General features: G+C 55.7%; 14 protein-coding genes and 1 tRNA gene. 10 read left to right on the forward strand and 5 right to left on the reverse strand.

Annotation, left to right across the window (positions count from 1 at the left end):
• Positions 1-84: 84 nt before the first annotated feature.
• Positions 85-1,200 carry a THUMP domain-containing class I SAM-dependent RNA methyltransferase gene (locus tag ACR0NF_RS13330; protein WP_480472861.1) on the forward strand — a complete coding sequence of 372 codons (1,116 nt, stop codon included), beginning with the start codon at positions 85-87 and terminating at the stop codon, positions 1,198-1,200.
• A gap of 98 nt (positions 1,201-1,298) precedes the next feature.
• A complete protein-coding gene (locus ACR0NF_RS13335; RefSeq protein ID WP_480778403.1) occupies positions 1,299-1,604 on the forward strand; it encodes a hypothetical protein in 306 nt (101 codons plus the stop codon).
• A 171-nt stretch (positions 1,605-1,775) separates the two neighbouring features.
• Here ACR0NF_RS13335 and ACR0NF_RS13340 read toward each other — a convergent pair whose 3' ends face one another.
• Positions 1,776-2,789, reverse strand: coding sequence for a nucleotidyltransferase family protein (locus ACR0NF_RS13340; protein WP_480472888.1), 1,014 nt, complete (start codon positions 2,787-2,789; stop codon positions 1,776-1,778).
• A gap of 429 nt (positions 2,790-3,218) precedes the next feature.
• On the opposite strand from ACR0NF_RS13340, the gene ACR0NF_RS13345 reads away from it, so the two are divergent.
• A complete protein-coding gene (locus tag ACR0NF_RS13345; RefSeq protein WP_480778404.1) occupies positions 3,219-3,524 on the forward strand; it encodes a tyrosine-type recombinase/integrase in 306 nt (101 codons plus the stop codon).
• Between the two features lie 437 nt (positions 3,525-3,961).
• Here ACR0NF_RS13345 and ACR0NF_RS13350 read toward each other — a convergent pair whose 3' ends face one another.
• The 3 genes from ACR0NF_RS13350 to ACR0NF_RS13360 all read right to left on the reverse strand — a co-directional run bounded on the left by ACR0NF_RS13350 (position 3,962) and on the right by ACR0NF_RS13360 (position 5,933).
• A complete protein-coding gene (locus tag ACR0NF_RS13350; RefSeq protein WP_480778405.1) occupies positions 3,962-4,378 on the reverse strand; it encodes a hypothetical protein in 417 nt (138 codons plus the stop codon).
• 221 nt (positions 4,379-4,599) lie between these two features.
• A tRNA-Pro gene (locus tag ACR0NF_RS13355) sits at positions 4,600-4,676 on the reverse strand.
• 366 nt (positions 4,677-5,042) lie between these two features.
• Entirely contained in the window at positions 5,043-5,933 is an 891-nt protein-coding gene (locus tag ACR0NF_RS13360; RefSeq protein WP_480471972.1) for a LysR family transcriptional regulator, read from the reverse strand.
• A gap of 112 nt (positions 5,934-6,045) precedes the next feature.
• Here ACR0NF_RS13360 and ACR0NF_RS13365 point away from each other — a divergent pair, with 112 nt between their 5' ends.
• Complete coding sequence (locus ACR0NF_RS13365; protein WP_480471973.1) at positions 6,046-7,596, forward strand: NADH-quinone oxidoreductase subunit L; 1,551 nt, start codon at positions 6,046-6,048, stop codon at positions 7,594-7,596.
• Between the two features lie 14 nt (positions 7,597-7,610).
• On the forward strand, positions 7,611-10,019 hold the full coding sequence (locus tag ACR0NF_RS13370) for a YbcC family protein (RefSeq protein WP_480778406.1): 2,409 nt from the start codon (positions 7,611-7,613) through the stop codon (positions 10,017-10,019).
• A gap of 106 nt (positions 10,020-10,125) precedes the next feature.
• Here ACR0NF_RS13370 and ACR0NF_RS13375 read toward each other — a convergent pair whose 3' ends face one another.
• Positions 10,126-11,193 (reverse strand): zinc ABC transporter substrate-binding protein, encoded by a 1,068-nt coding sequence (locus ACR0NF_RS13375; RefSeq protein WP_480778407.1) that lies wholly within the window; start codon positions 11,191-11,193, stop codon positions 10,126-10,128.
• Positions 11,194-11,249: 56 nt separating this feature from the next.
• On the opposite strand from ACR0NF_RS13375, the gene ACR0NF_RS13380 reads away from it, so the two are divergent.
• From ACR0NF_RS13380 to ACR0NF_RS13400, 5 genes are all read left to right on the forward strand, one after another.
• Positions 11,250-11,762 carry a Fur family transcriptional regulator gene (locus ACR0NF_RS13380; RefSeq protein ID WP_480471976.1) on the forward strand — a complete coding sequence of 171 codons (513 nt, stop codon included), beginning with the start codon at positions 11,250-11,252 and terminating at the stop codon, positions 11,760-11,762.
• 2 nt (positions 11,763-11,764) lie between these two features.
• On the forward strand, positions 11,765-12,505 hold the full coding sequence (locus tag ACR0NF_RS13385) for an ATP-binding cassette domain-containing protein (protein ID WP_480471977.1): 741 nt from the start codon (positions 11,765-11,767) through the stop codon (positions 12,503-12,505).
• Positions 12,505-13,302, forward strand: a complete 798-nt coding sequence (locus ACR0NF_RS13390; protein ID WP_480668018.1) for an iron chelate uptake ABC transporter family permease subunit — start codon at positions 12,505-12,507, stop codon at positions 13,300-13,302. Before ACR0NF_RS13385 ends, ACR0NF_RS13390 begins: the two co-directional genes overlap by 1 nt.
• 479 nt (positions 13,303-13,781) lie before the next feature.
• A complete protein-coding gene (locus tag ACR0NF_RS13395; protein ID WP_480471979.1) occupies positions 13,782-14,138 on the forward strand; it encodes a hypothetical protein in 357 nt (118 codons plus the stop codon).
• A 3-nt stretch (positions 14,139-14,141) separates the two neighbouring features.
• Complete coding sequence (locus ACR0NF_RS13400; RefSeq protein WP_480668017.1) at positions 14,142-16,205, forward strand: hemopexin repeat-containing protein; 2,064 nt, start codon at positions 14,142-14,144, stop codon at positions 16,203-16,205.
• Positions 16,206-16,214 lie beyond the last annotated feature (9 nt).

Below are 16,214 nucleotides of genomic sequence, written 5' to 3' on the forward strand. Positions count from 1 at the left end.
GTTGGAATTGCGTCAAAATGCCAGCGAATTGCGTCGCGGAATTTGCCAGTCGCGTCCGCAGATCATCCGGTGTAAGCATCCGAGATGGAAAATACTGAAGATCTCGAGATATTTCTTGTCGCCACACCGGGCCTCGAAGCCCCCTTATGCGCCGAAGCTCGTGAACGCGGCTTTGCCGGCGCACGCATCACCCCCGGAGGCGTGACATGCCGCGGTGACTGGCCCGAGGTCTGGCGCGCAAATCTGCAGCTGCGTGGGGCAAACAAGGTTCTGGTTCGCCTGGGCAGTTTCCCAGCGGTTCATCTGGCGCAGCTGGACAAACGAGCGCGCAAGTTTCCATGGGCAGAACATTTTCGCCCGAACGTACCGATCAAAGTCGAAGCCACCAGTCGGAAATCCCGCATCTATCACGCGGGCGCAGCGCGTCAGCGTGTCGAGAGGGCGATATCCGAAACGCTGGGCGCTCCGATCTCAACCGAAGCTCCCATAAGGGTTCTGCTGCGAATCGAAAAGGATATCTGCACATTTTCAGTCGACAGTTCAGGCGAGCCACTGCATAAGCGCGGCCATAAACCCGCCGTTGCAAAAGCCCCAATGCGCGAAACCATGGCCGCAATGTTCTTGCGCGAATGCGGGTTTGACGGATCCGAACCGGTTCTAGACCCCATGTGCGGATCTGGCACCTTCCCGATTGAAGCGGCTGAGATTGCTCTCGGCCTGAATCCCGGTCGGACCCGCACCTTTGCGTTCGAATATCTGGCATCATTTGACCGGAATACCTGGCAGGATCTGCGACAAAATCCGGCAGCACCCGCACTGGAGTCGATCTATTTCGGCTCTGATCGCAATGCAGGCGCCATTGAGGCCGCAACTACCAACGCAGATCGCGCCGGTGTCTCCAATGTCACCCGTTTTCAACACCGCTCGATCAGCGACATCAAACCACCTGAAGGACCTGAAGGCCTCGTGATCGTGAATCCTCCTTACGGGGCCAGAATTGGCGATGAAAAGCGACTGCGCTCGCTTTATGGCACATTGGGAAAGGTATTAATGAGCCGCTTCCTGGGCTGGCGCGTCGGCATCGTTACCACAACCCCGGGACTTGCACGCGCCACCCGCCTTCCGATGTTGCCACCGGGACCGATCGTTGACCATGGCGGCACCAAAATTCGCCTATATCGTACTGATCCGCTGACTTAACGTCGTAGAGAAACCTACTGTTATCGACATTGTTTAGTCTCTGTTTCGCACCAAATGGTCCTTTCCAACCGCAGTGGTTCGCTTCCATAAGACCGGGGGTGCGTAATACAGCCCCGACCGAGGAAGAAGCGCGATGGACCACTAAATATACCGTAGAAGAGGTGCTTGCCGTCGATCCTCCCTCGCTGAAGTCGTCCGCGTTGTATTTGGGAAAACGGAGGATCCGCCATGTCGATGTCATCGGTATGAGCTGTCATACCCATGTCGAAACGGACACCCAAGGCAACTTCGTAGAGGCGAGCCTACGTGCTGCCCTCGTGGAGGCACGAAAGGCAGCTTTGTCCGACTACGTAGCGGAATGGGCAGGCGGCCCTGTGGGCGCCTTGTTTTATTGGTCGGAATGAGAGGATTCGAACCTCCGGTCCCTGCCTCCCGAAGATCGGTGTAGATGGCCAAGCCATTGATTTTAGGTCATAGAAGCGCTAATTTTCAGGCAGCTTTACCAATCCAACCAGTCCTGCCCCGGTTCGACAGGTTCATTGAACCAAGGAGAACTGTCTACTATCGCGCGCTCCTTACTGTTCTTGTAGCAGGCGCTGTATCTTTGGCATCCGGCTCAGGCTGGCTTTGATCCGGGAGCGCCACTTAGGGCCACGAGAGAGAGCATCTTCGTAGGCGTCCTGCAACTCATCGGGCCGATCTTCAGCAAGCACGTCAATCAGGAACGCTGCCTGACGCCGATCTTTTTCAGCCTTGAGGCTTTCTTCACCGAGACGACGATCTGCAACGATCAGCTTGTGGATGGCATAACGCTCGGGCTGCGGGATCTGCACCAATACGCCACTACGGTAAGTGACAGCAGCTTTGATCGGTTCTGCGATCAGGTAGTTCAAATGGTGCAGCCCTTGTGCATCCACACCCAAAGCAGGCAGTTCGCGCACACTTTCATCCTCACCGAAGGATGGCGTGAGAAACTCGACGAGTGTATCGCCGCGCGTCTGTTTCCAGCGCCAGGTGCGACCAGCCTTGAGACTGGGCTGCGGAGCGAAGTCAAAATCGCCGAACACATTCTCAAGTGGTGGGAATGCGGCATCCTCCAGCACCAGTGACAATCTTGAGAAGCTAGCGATGTCGATGTCATCGGTGTGAGCCGCCATATCCATGTCGAAACGGACACCCAAGGCACCTTCGTAGAGGCGAAAGGCATGGGTGCCCACAATGGTGCCTCCGAGACGAAATACACCGGACGCCGCCATCGCCGAAAGCATGCTGCCTGTCGCCGCATCCAAGCCCAGAAAACCTTCAGCTCTGAGAAGCCGCACGAGGCGTGTCCGGCTACGGCGTCGCTCTTCCTGGCGAGCCTTCAAAGCCTTGTGCTGCTCCAACCTTCCCTGCAAGTCTTCGCTGTCCTCACCGATGTAGCGCTTCTTGACATCAGAGCCGATACGGTAAGTGTCATACCAGTAGGTCCTACCGTTTCGTTCGACACGCGTGGGGATGCCCCGGATGTCCGAAACAGCATCGTCCTGCAAGGACCGCAGAAGGTCGTGATAGGCAGCATGCGCTATGGATGAGTGGTGCGTGAACATCTTTATCCCCGCTGTGTTCAACAGATTCAATTTTTGTTGAGCATGCCTGATGTTCAACAAAAAATAAAGATGTTGAACATCCCGCGTTTCCTTCCGCACATCCCCAACCTTAGTATCGCTAAAGAGAAGACATGCAGTTTGCGCTGGAACAGGCGATTGGCCGGGCAGCAGCTGAGGCGGTTGTGGAAGTATTTGGCGAACCCGTTAATAGAAACGAAATTGGCTGGCTCCAGGCGATCCGTGAGGCCTCAAACAATACCGATCCCAGGATAATCAGCAGGTTACACGCAGCGATCAACGCGACTTTCGGGAGGTGGTGAATTTCATGTCTGACCATGAGGAAGACCTAACAACCAACGAGCGCCTGAGCGAGGTCAGATCAACCTTCGTAGGGGTGAAGGGTAGAGAAAGGGGGACGCTATTGTTCCTATGACTGCGAGCTTGCGCGCTGCGCTTGTGGAGGCGCCAAAGGCCGCGTTTTCCGACTATGTAATTGAATGGGCAGGTGGCCCGGTGAAGCCCATCAAGAAGAGCTTCAAAGCGACGGCGGTCGCTGCTGGGTTGCTTGATGTCTCGCCTCACGTGCTCCAGCACGCGGCCGCTGCCCATATGGCCGAGGCAGGCATTCCGAAGGAGGAGATAGCCCAGTTTCTCAGCCACTCAGACTCGCGGATCACCGCGCCCGTCTATGCTCGCTACAGCCCGGAACACCTGAGTAAAACCGCAATCTTGTAACTCACGAACCGCATCAACAGCAATTGATCGGGACAACTTCGTCACCGCCGATGCCTCTGCCAGACAGGCATCTGACTTCCCGGTTCGGATTGTAACCTTCAACATCCCGTTCAGGAACACCGTCGCGTTGTCCGATAACTCTGTGAACGCACGCAACGCTACTGCGTCTGACAGTCTGATCACGGCGTCCGGTGCTGGCTCGTTGCTGTGGCGGTTCCTGCGGTTTACTTCTGCCTTGCTGCTCTTGGTCATCTCTGCACCTTCTCGCGATTCTCTCTCGCTGGCAGCGCTTCTAGTTCGATGTCGCTGAACCGCCTTGCATCGATGTCTGGCGCAACCTCAATCAACATCAGTTCCAGCTCTGCGATACGAGCGTTCTTCGCCTCGTTGTCTGCAATCAGTGTTGCGATGCGAAGATCACGTTCTTCAACACGGCGTTACAGACGCTGGTTCTTCGACAGTGAGCGCGGCTTCTTCCGCTTGCTACCTTGTGTAGTACCGGGTTCCGGAGCGTTCTCGATCTTCGTCCCTTCGATAGTCCCATCGTCGTTTAGAAGCGTAGACCGCTCTGCGTTCGTGTCCATCGTTTGCGCCGCACTACTGACCATCCCGGCTGGCATCTGACCGAAGTGCGCTGGGTGCACCACTGGCACGTCACTCTCTGGCAGCGCAATCAGTCCGAGCTGCACCAACTGAGCCAAGCCTGCAGCGGCTTGCTCGTGCGCCCACTCCGGTCGGTTGCTGATCTCGTCGAACAGGCGCTGCGCATCACCGCTCCAGCCGTTCAATGCACCGTCACGCATCAACCGTTCCATCATCGGCCTGTCTGCTTCGACTGTATTGCCCCACCTCACTGCGTCGCTGCGTTTACCGTATGATTTGCTAGCCGTCCTGTCGTTACGTCTAACGATGCACTGCCACTTGATTCCACGCTTCCTAATGGTTGCCATACTGCTTGCTCCGTAGAACGGGCAACGCGAGGATGCGATTGACGAGAGAGTGACAGACATATGCACTTCGGTGCGTGCTGTAACCTAGAACTGACGAAGATGCGTTACACATCAAGCAGTTGATTTGGTCGGAGTGAGAGGATTCGAACCTCCGACCCCTGCCTCCCGAAGACAGTGCTCTACCAGGCTGAGCTACACTCCGACCGTGGCGGGTGATCTATACCCGAGGGTTTGGATGTGCAAGAGGGTTTTTTAGTGATCAACCCCGTCTACACAGCACAGTTTGAATGTTAGTGAAGGGCTGATCTACGCTCCATCGGAATGACGGTTTCTGGGTTAGATAGGCGTTATTGGCTTTGTTGGTTCGCATGAATGATGAACGGCAGTTGCATTGCGGCAAAGTGTTTAGAGCGCAGTATTGAGCCCGACATTGAGGACAACGGCTCAGGAACTCGGCAAGATGCACGACGAAATGTGTTGCGACTAGGAAGACACTTGGGAAATCACGCCTTCTCAAGCCACGACAATTGATGAAAATACCAAGACGTTCCTGTGTTATTCTGCGCTCTCAGGCCAGAAAAGAAGACACAGAATTCTGTTCCAGAAGGTCCTGGACCAAGGGGTTCGGAAACCGGCGCCTTAATGTTATGGCGTAAAAGGTTTCCTTGATGCGCGGATGGTCGGTGGCCTCCTTGAGGCGACCTGAATTGAGCTCATCCGTCACCACGATTGGTGCGACCAGAGCAAGCCCGATATCCTCGCGCGCTAACAGGCGCATCATCGCCATGTCATCTACTTCTGCAGCGATCTGAGGCCGGACGGACAGGCGGCTGGCCATTGCATCGAATGCAGTGCGCACGCTGCTGTCGGTTGTCGGCAAAATGAAGGGCTGATTGCTCAGTAGCTCTTTGATCGGGCGGTCCTGTTTCAGTCGCTCCGGGGTTCCGACGATGCTGACAGCTTGTTCTCCGATATGGTGTGTTTCATAGGGTGTCAGACTGTCGTCCGGCGGTGGGCGGTTCATCAGGACCATGTCCAGGTTCAACGTTTCCAACCCCTCGAGCAATTCGGTCGGGCTGCCAGAGCGCAGGATAACTTCGACGTCGATGCGCGAGAGAATGGGCCTGAGAAACCCGACCTGAAAATTGCGCGACAAGGTTGCAAGCGCACCGACACGCAGGGCTTTCCGGTCCTGCACGGTGCTACTCAACGTTGCGACAAGTTCCTGCCCAGTCGAGAAAATTGCATCTGCATGATCCAGTGCGATACGGCCAGCCTCGGTCAGATGTAACTGCCGTCCGCGACGCTCGAACAGCGCATGGTCAAGGCGTTCTTCCAGTTGCTTGATTTGAACCGAAAGCGCTGACTGCGACAGGTTTAACCGCTGCGCAGTTCGGGTCAGATTCCCGTCATGGGCGACAGCCCAAAAATACCGGAGATGATGATAATTCAATGGCATTACGTTCTAAAATATCGAACGATATTAAAATAACAATGAATTTTTATTGTTAGAATAGCTGCCCTAGTCAGTCTCAACGGCTTCTGGCCTCGAGAACTGAAGGAACGCGATCATGATTTATCTTTTTTTGCCCCTGCTCAGCCCTCTGGTGCTGATTGCGGCTGCAATTCACGCAGCACAACATCCGGGGAAGCGGCCCGGGACGGTGCCGATACTAACAGAGGTGGCCGCATTTGTGGCCTTTGCAATTGCGACTCTGACTGCTGCGTTGCTGGTTGTAAAAGGTCCCGGCACATCTGCTCTGATCGGGTTCATGGGGTTCGGTTTGTCCATACGCCTTGACGCGGTGAGTTCGATCATGCTCGTGCTTGTCAGCTTTATTGGCTGGATCGTGCTGCGCTATTCCAAGACATATATGGACGGGGAACAGCATCAGGGCGCGTTCACAAGCTGGATGGCAGCGACCTTGGCCGCAGTTCTGCTTTTGGTCATGTCGGGCAATCTCTTTCAGCTTTTTGCAGCGTGGATGGCAATCAGCCTGCTACTGAAACGGCTGCTGTTGTTTTATCCCGAACGCAAGACAGCGCGACGTGCAGCACGTAAGAAAGCCGTTGTTGCACGTCTAAGCGAAGGCACATTGGTAGCGGCTTTCATTCTCTTGATTGCCGCGACCGGGACAAGCGATATCGAAACCATCCTTGCGATGGTTGAGGCGAATTGGATGTCAATGACCGCGGCGCTTTTGATTGCCATCGCGGCCGTCTTGGCATCTGCGCAATTCCCGCTACACGGTTGGCTGACCGAGGTGATGGAGGCTCCGACGCCAGTCTCCGCACTTCTACACGCAGGTGTTATCAACGCTGGTGGGTTCCTGCTGATCCGGTTTGCAGATGTCATGCTACTTGCCCCGGGGGTGATGGCGCTACTTGTTATGCTGGGCGGGTTTACCGCGCTGTTTGGCGGATTGGTTATGCTGACCCAGTCGGCGGTCAAAACTTCGCTCGCGTGGTCGACCATTGCGCAGATGGGTTTCATGGTCTTGCAATGCGGCCTTGCGCTGTTCCCGCTGGCTCTGCTGCATATCGTGGCGCATTCGCTCTACAAGGCGCATGCCTTCCTGAGTTCCGGTGAGGCTGTGCGCAACGTCGCTGCGATCCGTCGCCCGGGACCGACTGCAGTGCCAAGTGCACGGAACGTTTTGCAGGCGTTCATCTTTGCAATCGTGATCTATGGCCTTGTCGGTACGATCATCGGATTTGACGGCAAGTCGATCCAGATCATCGCCCTTGGTGTAATCCTGATCTTTGGTGTCGCCTACTTGCTGGCGCAAGGATTTGCAGACTCGGCCCCGCGCGAACTGATGCAACGCACCGCCGTTTTCGCCCTTGTCACCTCAGTCAGTTACTTCCTGCTGCAAGCCATCGTACAGCACCTGACAGCTGGTACATTGCCGCAGCCCCCCTACCCCGGCCCGCTGGAATGGGCGCTTATCATACTGGCGCTTGTAAGTTTTGGCGGCGTCGCCGTTGCCCAAGCCACCTTCCCGTTATGGGCCATGCATCCAACTGCTGCCGGCCTTCGCGTCCACCTAACCAACGGCCTTTATGCCAATGCGGTTTTCGACAAGCTTCTGGACAGTTGGTCCAGGCGGTCAGTAGCCTGAAAGGAACAGAGTCCATGTTTGCAAAACTCGAAGTTTACCCCGCCGCGCTGCTGGAACTTGTGACCGAAGCCAACGATGCCGCAAAAGCAATCCCACCGCTTTTCCCACTGTCGGCAAATGTAGCGGTGAATCCCTTCTTGGGTCAGACAGGCGAACCACTGGCCGTCGCTGCCGCGCGCCTGGCACGGACGGGTGGCGCCCGCATAATGCCTCAACGGTCACATTGGGCTGCGCTGCTGAAGGCTGGTGACATCACCAAGACGGATCTGAGTGATGCCGTCACTGCGGTCGAGGATCAATTCAATGCACCCAAATTGCAGGACATTTGGGAAGCTCTGGAGGTCGAGACAGATGACGCCCAAGCCTTGCCGACAGTTGCTGAGCTGGCAGCGGAAGTCTCGGGTTTCGATTGGCCGGGTTTGATTGACGACCGCATCGGCGCATGGGCGGCCAGTCATTTTGATCAGGGCCAAGCGTACTGGCCGCAGTCCAACACGCGGGGTACCTTTCATTCATGGCGTGAATTTGCATCGCGGGATCTGACGCCCGAGATCCATGGGTTGTCCGGTTTCTGCGCTTTCGTGACCGATACAAATCGCTCGCACTGGCGCGCCATCGGCCGGGCTTCGGAACGGCTTAGCGTTGATATGGGTGCCGCGAAGACCGCTTTTCACCGCTGGCTGATGACGCTCGGCGGATGGGCTCAGTACGGGCGTTATTTCCTGTGGCAAGCTGAACTTGAAGGTGCGAGTGACAGCACGGTGACCGAGCTGCTGGCTGTACGTATGGTCTTCGACGAGGCGTTATTTAATTTCTACGAAGAACAGATTGCCGGGCGTTGGGCTGAAGTTATTGCAGCACACCGAACCCTGGTCACGCCGTCGAAAGAACTTGTGATCGACACTGTGCTGCAGGATGCATCCGAGCGGGCACAGCAGCGCCTGCTTGCAAAAACTCTGCTTGGTGGGAAACCACGTAATGCACAGGGCCGCCCCGAGGTGCAGGCGGCCTTTTGCATCGATGTCCGCTCAGAGGTTTTTCGTCGGGCCTTTGAAGCGCAGGATGCCAAGATAAAAACGATTGGGTTCGCTGGGTTCTTCGGCCTTGCTAGCGCACACAAAGCGGCAGGTTCTGATGTGACCGAACTACGCGGTCCGGTTCTTTTACAAGCTGGCATGTCATCCTGCGCGGCGGAGTCAGAGAAAGCTGATCTAAGCCGTCGCTATACCGCTCGGGCCAAACGCGCCTGGGGACGGTTCAAATTGGCCGCCGTCTCGTCATTTGCCTTCGTCGAAGCAACCGGCCCCCTCTATGCCGGAAAACTGATACGAGACTCGCTAGGTTTGGGGAGTAAAGCGAAAGCTGACCCGGCACCACAGCTGGACCCATCCATCGACTTGAAAACTCGGGTTGAACTGGCGAAATCCGTGTTGTCGGCGATGTCGCTTACAAAGGGCTTCGCACCGATTGTGATGCTGGCCGGTCATGGCGCCGACGTTACCAACAACCCGCATCAAAGTGCGTTACAGTGCGGTGCATGCGGTGGCTATGCCGGGGATGTGAATGCCCGTCTTCTGGCGGCACTATTGAACGAGCCTGACGTGAAGCTTGGTCTGCGTGACCATGGCGTCGACATCCCTTCTGACACCGTCTTTCTGCCGGCGCTACATAACACAACCACAGATGAGGTTTTGGTGTACGAACTGGACCTGCCTGCTGGAGTACCGACCGACAAACTCGCGCTTTTGAAAACATGGCTGGATGCAGCGGGAAACCTCGCCCGTGCAGAGCGGATGCACCGTCTGCCCCGTGCTGATGGCGCCGACAGAATTCTAAAGCGGGCACGAGACTGGGCCGAGACTCGTCCGGAATGGGGCCTTGCAGGATGCCGTGCCTTTGTCGCAGCTCCGCGGAACCGCACGGATGGAGTGGATCTGTCCGGCAAAGCGTTCCTGCACAACTACGATTGGCGAAGGGATGATGAATTCAATGTGCTGGAGTTGATAATGACCGCACCGGTTGTCGTCGCCAGCTGGATCAGCTTGCAGTATTATGGCTCGACCGTTGCCCCGAACCTGTTCGGAGGTGGTAACAAACTGCTGCACAACGTAGTTGGCGGTATCGGAGTTCTAGAGGGCAACACAGGCTCTCCGCGTCCTGGGTTACCTTGGCAGTCCGTCCACGATGGCGCTGCATACCAACACGATCCGCTGCGCCTGTCTGTCATAATCGAAGCCCCGCGAGAGGCGATGTCAGACATTCTGGCTCGTCATCCCGGCGTGCGTGAACTGTTCGACAATGGCTGGCTTCACCTGATTGCTATGGATGAGGAGGGCAAGTTGACCTGGCGCTATCGCGGTGACCTGAAGTGGACAAAATTTAATGAGCATGTCGACGAGGCACAGGCAATAGCCGCCGAGTAGCGGGGCTTCGCGCTTCTATAGTAACCAGCACTTGAACGCTGGGATCCCATGATGCCTCTAATGGTATGCGGCCCGGCGGATTATTCAGACACCGCCGGGCCAGAAGTTACAGGCAATCGGCCAATGTCTGGGCCATATTGCGGATGACCTGTGGGTAGAGTGATGCTCCGGGTTCGAGGTCAGAACCAAGCGGGTCAATGACACCGGTATTGGCTTCGGTTCCTTCCAGAACGGTTGAAACAATTCCGGGGTTGAACTGCGGTTCGGCCAAAACGCAGTCGATACCTTCATCCCTAAGACGGGTCTGAATCTCTGCGATACGGGCCGGGCTTGGGTCCGAAGCGTCGGCGATTGAGATTGCACCCGCGGCCGGGAAGTCAAACGCATCTTCAAAATACTGATAAGCGTCGTGGAAAACGATAAAGTTGCTACCACGAACCGGTTCAAGTGTTGCGGTGATCTCGGCAGACAGAGCCGCCATTTCCTCCCGCGCAGCTGCGGCGTTGGCAAAGTAGGTACCGGCGTTGTCAGGATCTGTCGACGACAGTTGTGATGCAATCACGTTCAACCAGATTTCAGCGTTTGCAGGGGACAGCCAAGCGTGCGGGTCATTTTCGCCGTGTGCATGACCATCATGATCATCGCCATCATGTTCCGCGTGATCTTCGTGCTCGTCGGCATGTTCATTTTCGTGCTCGTCATGCTCTTCGCCTTCAGCATGCTCATCACCATGATCGTCACGATCGTGGTCATCATGTTCCTCTTGTTCGGCGTGCTCGTCATGCCCATGGTCATCGTGGTCTTCGTGTGCCTCGAACAATGCGTTCTCGCGGAAATCGAGAAGTACGGTGCCGTCCGCCTCAAGCAGAGATGTAACAGTCGCGCCGTCGGCAAGTGTTTCCAACGCGCCTTCCATCCATGGGGTCAGGTCTTCACCAATCCAGAAAACGATATCAGCCTCTTGCAAGGCGGCAGCTTCCGAAGGTCGCAGATTGTATTCATGCGGAGAGGCACCAGGCTGCATGATCAGATCGGGCGCTCCGACACCTTCCATGACCCGGGCGACCAGCGAGTGCACCGGCGCAATATCTACTGCAACGTTGGGCACCTCTGCCATGGCCGTCCCGCCCATCAATGCGGTTGTGATCGATAGTGAAAGAAGCTTTCTGGACATCAGACCCTCTGTGTGATTTTATAACATTAAGAGCGGCATACATGATATGGAATAACATGACAAGTGAGACGCACCCTGTTTCGACCGAAGATACGGCTCCGGTCGGGTTCCAGGAACATGACCACAAAAATTGCGTTGAGACCGCACTGACCACAGCGGAAACTCGATGCAAGGAAGAAGGGCTGCGCCTGACCCCGGTTCGGCGCAAAGTTCTTGAGATGCTGTTGCAGGAACACCGCGCGCTTGGAGCTTATGCAATTCTGGATCGCCTGCGCGATGAAGGCTTTGGATCGCAACCGCCCGTGGCGTATCGCGCGCTCGATTTTCTTGTCCAGAACGGGTTCGTTCACAAGGTTGAACGTTTGAACGCATTTGTCGCCTGCTCTCATCCAGGCGCGACGCATTCGCCTGCTTTCATGATCTGCAGAAAATGCGATGCCGTCGCCGAAGCACAATCTGCGCCCGCGAAGGGAGCATTGGGCGCTGCAGCACGCGCGGCGGGTTTCGAGATCGAACGCACAGTTGTAGAAGCTGAGGGAATCTGCCCCGACTGCACCCAAAAGGCGTAGAAATGAGCCTGATCACAGTTGAAAACCTCAGCGTGCGCTATGGCGCGAACACCGTGCTTCGTCACGTGGATATGGTAATCGAACCCGGAGAGATCGTAACGATCGTCGGTCCGAATGGCTCGGGTAAAACCAGTCTGCTGCGCGCTGTCATCGGTGCCACCGAACCCTCGGTGGGTAAGGTTTCGCGGAAACCTGGGTTGAAAATCGGGTATGTGCCGCAAAAACTTCATATCGATCCAACGCTGCCAATCTCGGTCGAGAGATTTATGCGTCTGACAACTCACGTCTCTCGCAAACAGTGCCAAGAGGCGCTCAATTCCGCAGGCGTCCCTGATCTTTTAAAGCGCCAGATGTCGCAATTGTCCGGTGGACAGTTTCAGCGTGTATTGCTAGGCCGCGCCTTGATTAACCGACCTGATGTGTTGCTGCTGGACGAGGCGACGCAGGGGCTCGACCAGCCCGGATCAGCGGCGTTTTACCGTCAGATCGAAGAGGTGAGGCGTGATACGGGTTGTGCCATTTTGATGGTCAGTCACGAACTGCATGTTGTCATGAGTGCTTCGGACCGGGTGATTTGCCTCAATGGTCATGTCTGTTGTGAAGGCTCCCCTGCTGTTGTGGCCTCGGCCCCAGAATATCGGGCGCTGTTCGGATCTGGAACCGGGGGTGCACTGGCCCTCTATCGTCATGATCATGACCATGATCACGACCACTGCGAACACTCTCAGGAAGCAGCAGAATAATGTTCGATGACTTTATGACCCGCGCGACGCTGGCTGGTATCGGCGTCGCATTCGCTGCCGCACCGCTTGGATGTTTTGTCGTATGGCGCCGGATGGCGTATTTTGGTGATGCTACAGCACACGCTGCGATCCTTGGTGTCGCATTGTCGCTTACATTCCAGATGTCGATCTTTGCGGGTGCGCTGGCGGCGGCACTTGTCATGGCGCTGGCGGTAACGCTTTTGGCTGGCCGTGGTTATGCGATCGACACACTGCTGGGGGTCCTTGCGCATTCCTCGCTTGCGTTCGGGCTCGTAGCGGTCTCCTTCCTGTCTGGTGTGCGCATCGATCTTATGGCGTATCTCTTTGGCGACATTCTTGCAGTGTCACGCTCGGATCTGGTTGTGATCTGGGGCGGTGCAGCGCTTGTTGTCGCCCTTATCACCTGGCGCTGGTCTCAACTTCTTACGGCAACGTTAAATGAAGAGCTCGCATACGCCAGTGGCTTTGATCCAAAGCGTGAGCGATTGATCCTGACGTTGTCTCTCGCCGTCACCGTGGCGGTTGCGATCAAGGTCGTCGGCGTTTTGCTTATTGCAGCGTTGCTGATCATTCCGGCGGCGGCGGCACGCAGCCTGGCACGCTCACCCGAGGCAATGGCCTTGATTGCTGCGGCAATCGGCGCATTTTCCGCCGTTGCCGGATTAAGGGCCGCATACGTCTTTGATACACCGGCGGGTCCTTCGATAGTCTGTGTCGCGGCCCTGTTGTTTGCAGGCTTCAACCTTTTTGGGTGGCGGGGATGGCGCAACACTTAGGTCATGCCAAATCACTGGCGTTTGCAACCGAGTTGAGAGCTTGCTTACCAGCAAGCTGCAAACTGCTATTGCCCTCAACTGAGAAATAGTGGGGCGAATGCCTGCGCCCTCTACATAAATCGCACCAGACTGCATGCCACTCTCAATTGACAGGCACCGCAGGCGATATTTCGCCGTCAACGTCATCGACAATTTCTGGTGTCAGATCAGTTAGTTTGATCGCGCCCTTTGTCCGTTGTCTCCTAAGGAGCTCAGAAAACTCGATTCTGGTGAATTTGAAGGCAAATTCGTGTATACTAGGGTTGAGTAAGGTGTGCCTGATGACACCCAGACTTGCGTCTGCAAGCCACTGTTGGTGGCGCATGTTTCAGATCTGATTTGATCGTCTGACCGCTTTTCCGCGGCACTGGCTGTTGTATGGAACAGCGGCTAATTTATTGATTTTGAATTCAATTTATTTAAACTGCAGGAGAATAATCATGTCGAATATGGTGATTTGCGCTGAAAAACGCGCTGACCGTCGCCTGTTGAAATCCAGACTCAAACAGCTTGGGATTAGAGTTGTCCATGATAGCGGCAGCCGCTTCATGATCGTTGGTGTTCCTGATGACGAAAAAGGTCTGAAAGATCGCCTGCCACCGGGAACCGAATTGCTCTCTCCCGACAAGGTCTCCCCGGAAGTTGCTGGCGAAGACGATGGGCAAGAACTGCTTTTCCTCAAGGCGCTGCAGTTGCGGCAATCAAAAAAATACCGCGAAATGAAGGCCAGTCAAACGCCGGGTGAATCTCCGGAAGAACAGGAGATCTATTCCGCTCCTTGCATGGAGGAGGATTGAGCCATGGCAAACGAGCGTCTGATCAACACCGTTTCGGTTGGCATCGTCTATGTCGGAAACACCGATGAATATCGCATCACCGATGAGGAGCGCGTTCATATCGCGGCAGAGGTGCAGGAAGGTCTTGAAGATCTGGCATCCAATGAGCCGGCTGCCAATATCGAATGGATTTACGGCCATCTCAACGTCAATATCTCTGGCTATGTACCGTGGGAGGGTGCCCGTTGGCCGGGCTGGCCCGAAACCTGGTATCGTGGCCCCGACGCCCTGCTGTGGTCCGATCCGAATGACAAGATTTATTGCTTCAAGGGCAGCCAGTACATTCGCATCGACCCAGCAAATGGCTGGCAAGTGGACTCGGGTTATCCCAAACCGATCGCAGGCAACTGGCCAGGCTGGCCCGCCAATTTCACCTCAGGTATCAGCGCCGCGCTGTGGAGTGATCCCAACGACAAAATCTATGTATTCAAAGGCGATGAGTATATCCGCATCGATCCCTCAAATGGCTGGCAAGTAGACTCGGGTTATCCCAAGCCGATTGCCGGGAACTGGCCCGGACTCGATGCAGAGTTTGCCGCAGGGTTTGACTCGTGTCTTTATGCGAAAGCGAATGACAAGGTTTATTTCTTCAAGAAATATCCGGGCGAGCCACCAAAGTATGTGCGCATTGATCCCGCGAATGGTTGGAACATGGATGCCGGTTATCCCAAACCGGTCGCCGGAAACTGGCCGGGTCTTGATGAGGTCTTTACCGGTTCGGGCAAAGGACCAGCCGCAGCGCTGTGGGGTGAGCCCAATGGAAAGATCTATCTTTTCACGGACGACAACACAGGCTGGGCCAGGATCGTCGGACGGTATGTGCGGATTGACCCTTCAAACGGCTGGCAAGTCGATGATGGATATCCCAAGCCAATCGGATTGAGCGCAGGCGAAGCCGAAGCGCTGTGGCGCGATCCGGCCTTAACCCAGCTCGGCTTCGATCCGGGTGGGGACGGTATCAACCAGATATCAGACTTCTTCCAGAATGGTGCCGGAGCTCAATATGGCTATGTTGCATTCTTCACGAAGTTCCCAGCCGTTTGGGCCGCATATGCCGGCGGCAAACGCGTGATGATGCGAAAGGGGGGAACCCCGGGCGCGATATCGTTCCTTGACTGGACGTCGATTGACCGCGTTTTTGCACATGAGACGGGACACATATTCGGTGCGCCAGATGAATACGGATCGTCAGGTTGTAATTGCACCTCGATACACGGGCGCTTTATCAAAGACGTCAATGGCAACTGCGCCAATTGTGCAGATCCATTGGTGTCTTGTGTCATGCGTTCGGGTGCCCCTAGCCAGGCTTGCGATTTTACACATGCCCATCTTGGCTGGCGTGCATTCCTGACGGGGCTAGGTGCTGGTTTCTACAGCTTCCCCAACGACAAGATCTACATGTTCTCAAAGGGTTACTATGCGCGCTATACTGGCTTCGATCTGGACACGGACTATCCGAAGCAGATGGACGGGAACTGCGTGGGCAACTGGCCGGGCGTTCCCGAGTCTTTCTATGACCTCGACGCTGCGACCTACACGCGCAAAAACCACAGGGTCTATTTCTTCAAGGATGATCAGTATATCCGGATCAATCCTTCAAACGGCTGGCGCGTGGACGCGGACTATCCCAAGCCCATAGCAGGCAACTGGCCCGGAGTTGACGGGACATTTGCAAACAGCGTTGACGCCGTTCTGGAGAGTGTGCCCAACGACAAAGTTTATTTCTTTAAGGGCAACCAATACCTGCGGATTGATCCGAACAACGGATGGCAAGTCGATGACGGTTATCCAAAACCCATTGCGGGCAACTGGCCGGGCTGGCCCTCTCATTTCAACCAGGGTATCGAAGCCATCCTTTGGAGCGAAACGAACCAACGGATCTATGCGTTCCGGGGCACCCAGTACATTCGCATCAATCCCTCTGCGGGGTGGAATGTGGATCCCGGATATCCCCGCTGGATCAACAAGAACTGGATGCCGTTCCCCGAGAAGCATGAGATTGGCTTGGGTATTGGTGTCGTCGGTTGAGGTCCACAC

The sequence above is a fragment of the Ruegeria sp. CF4 genome, assembly GCF_056537345.1.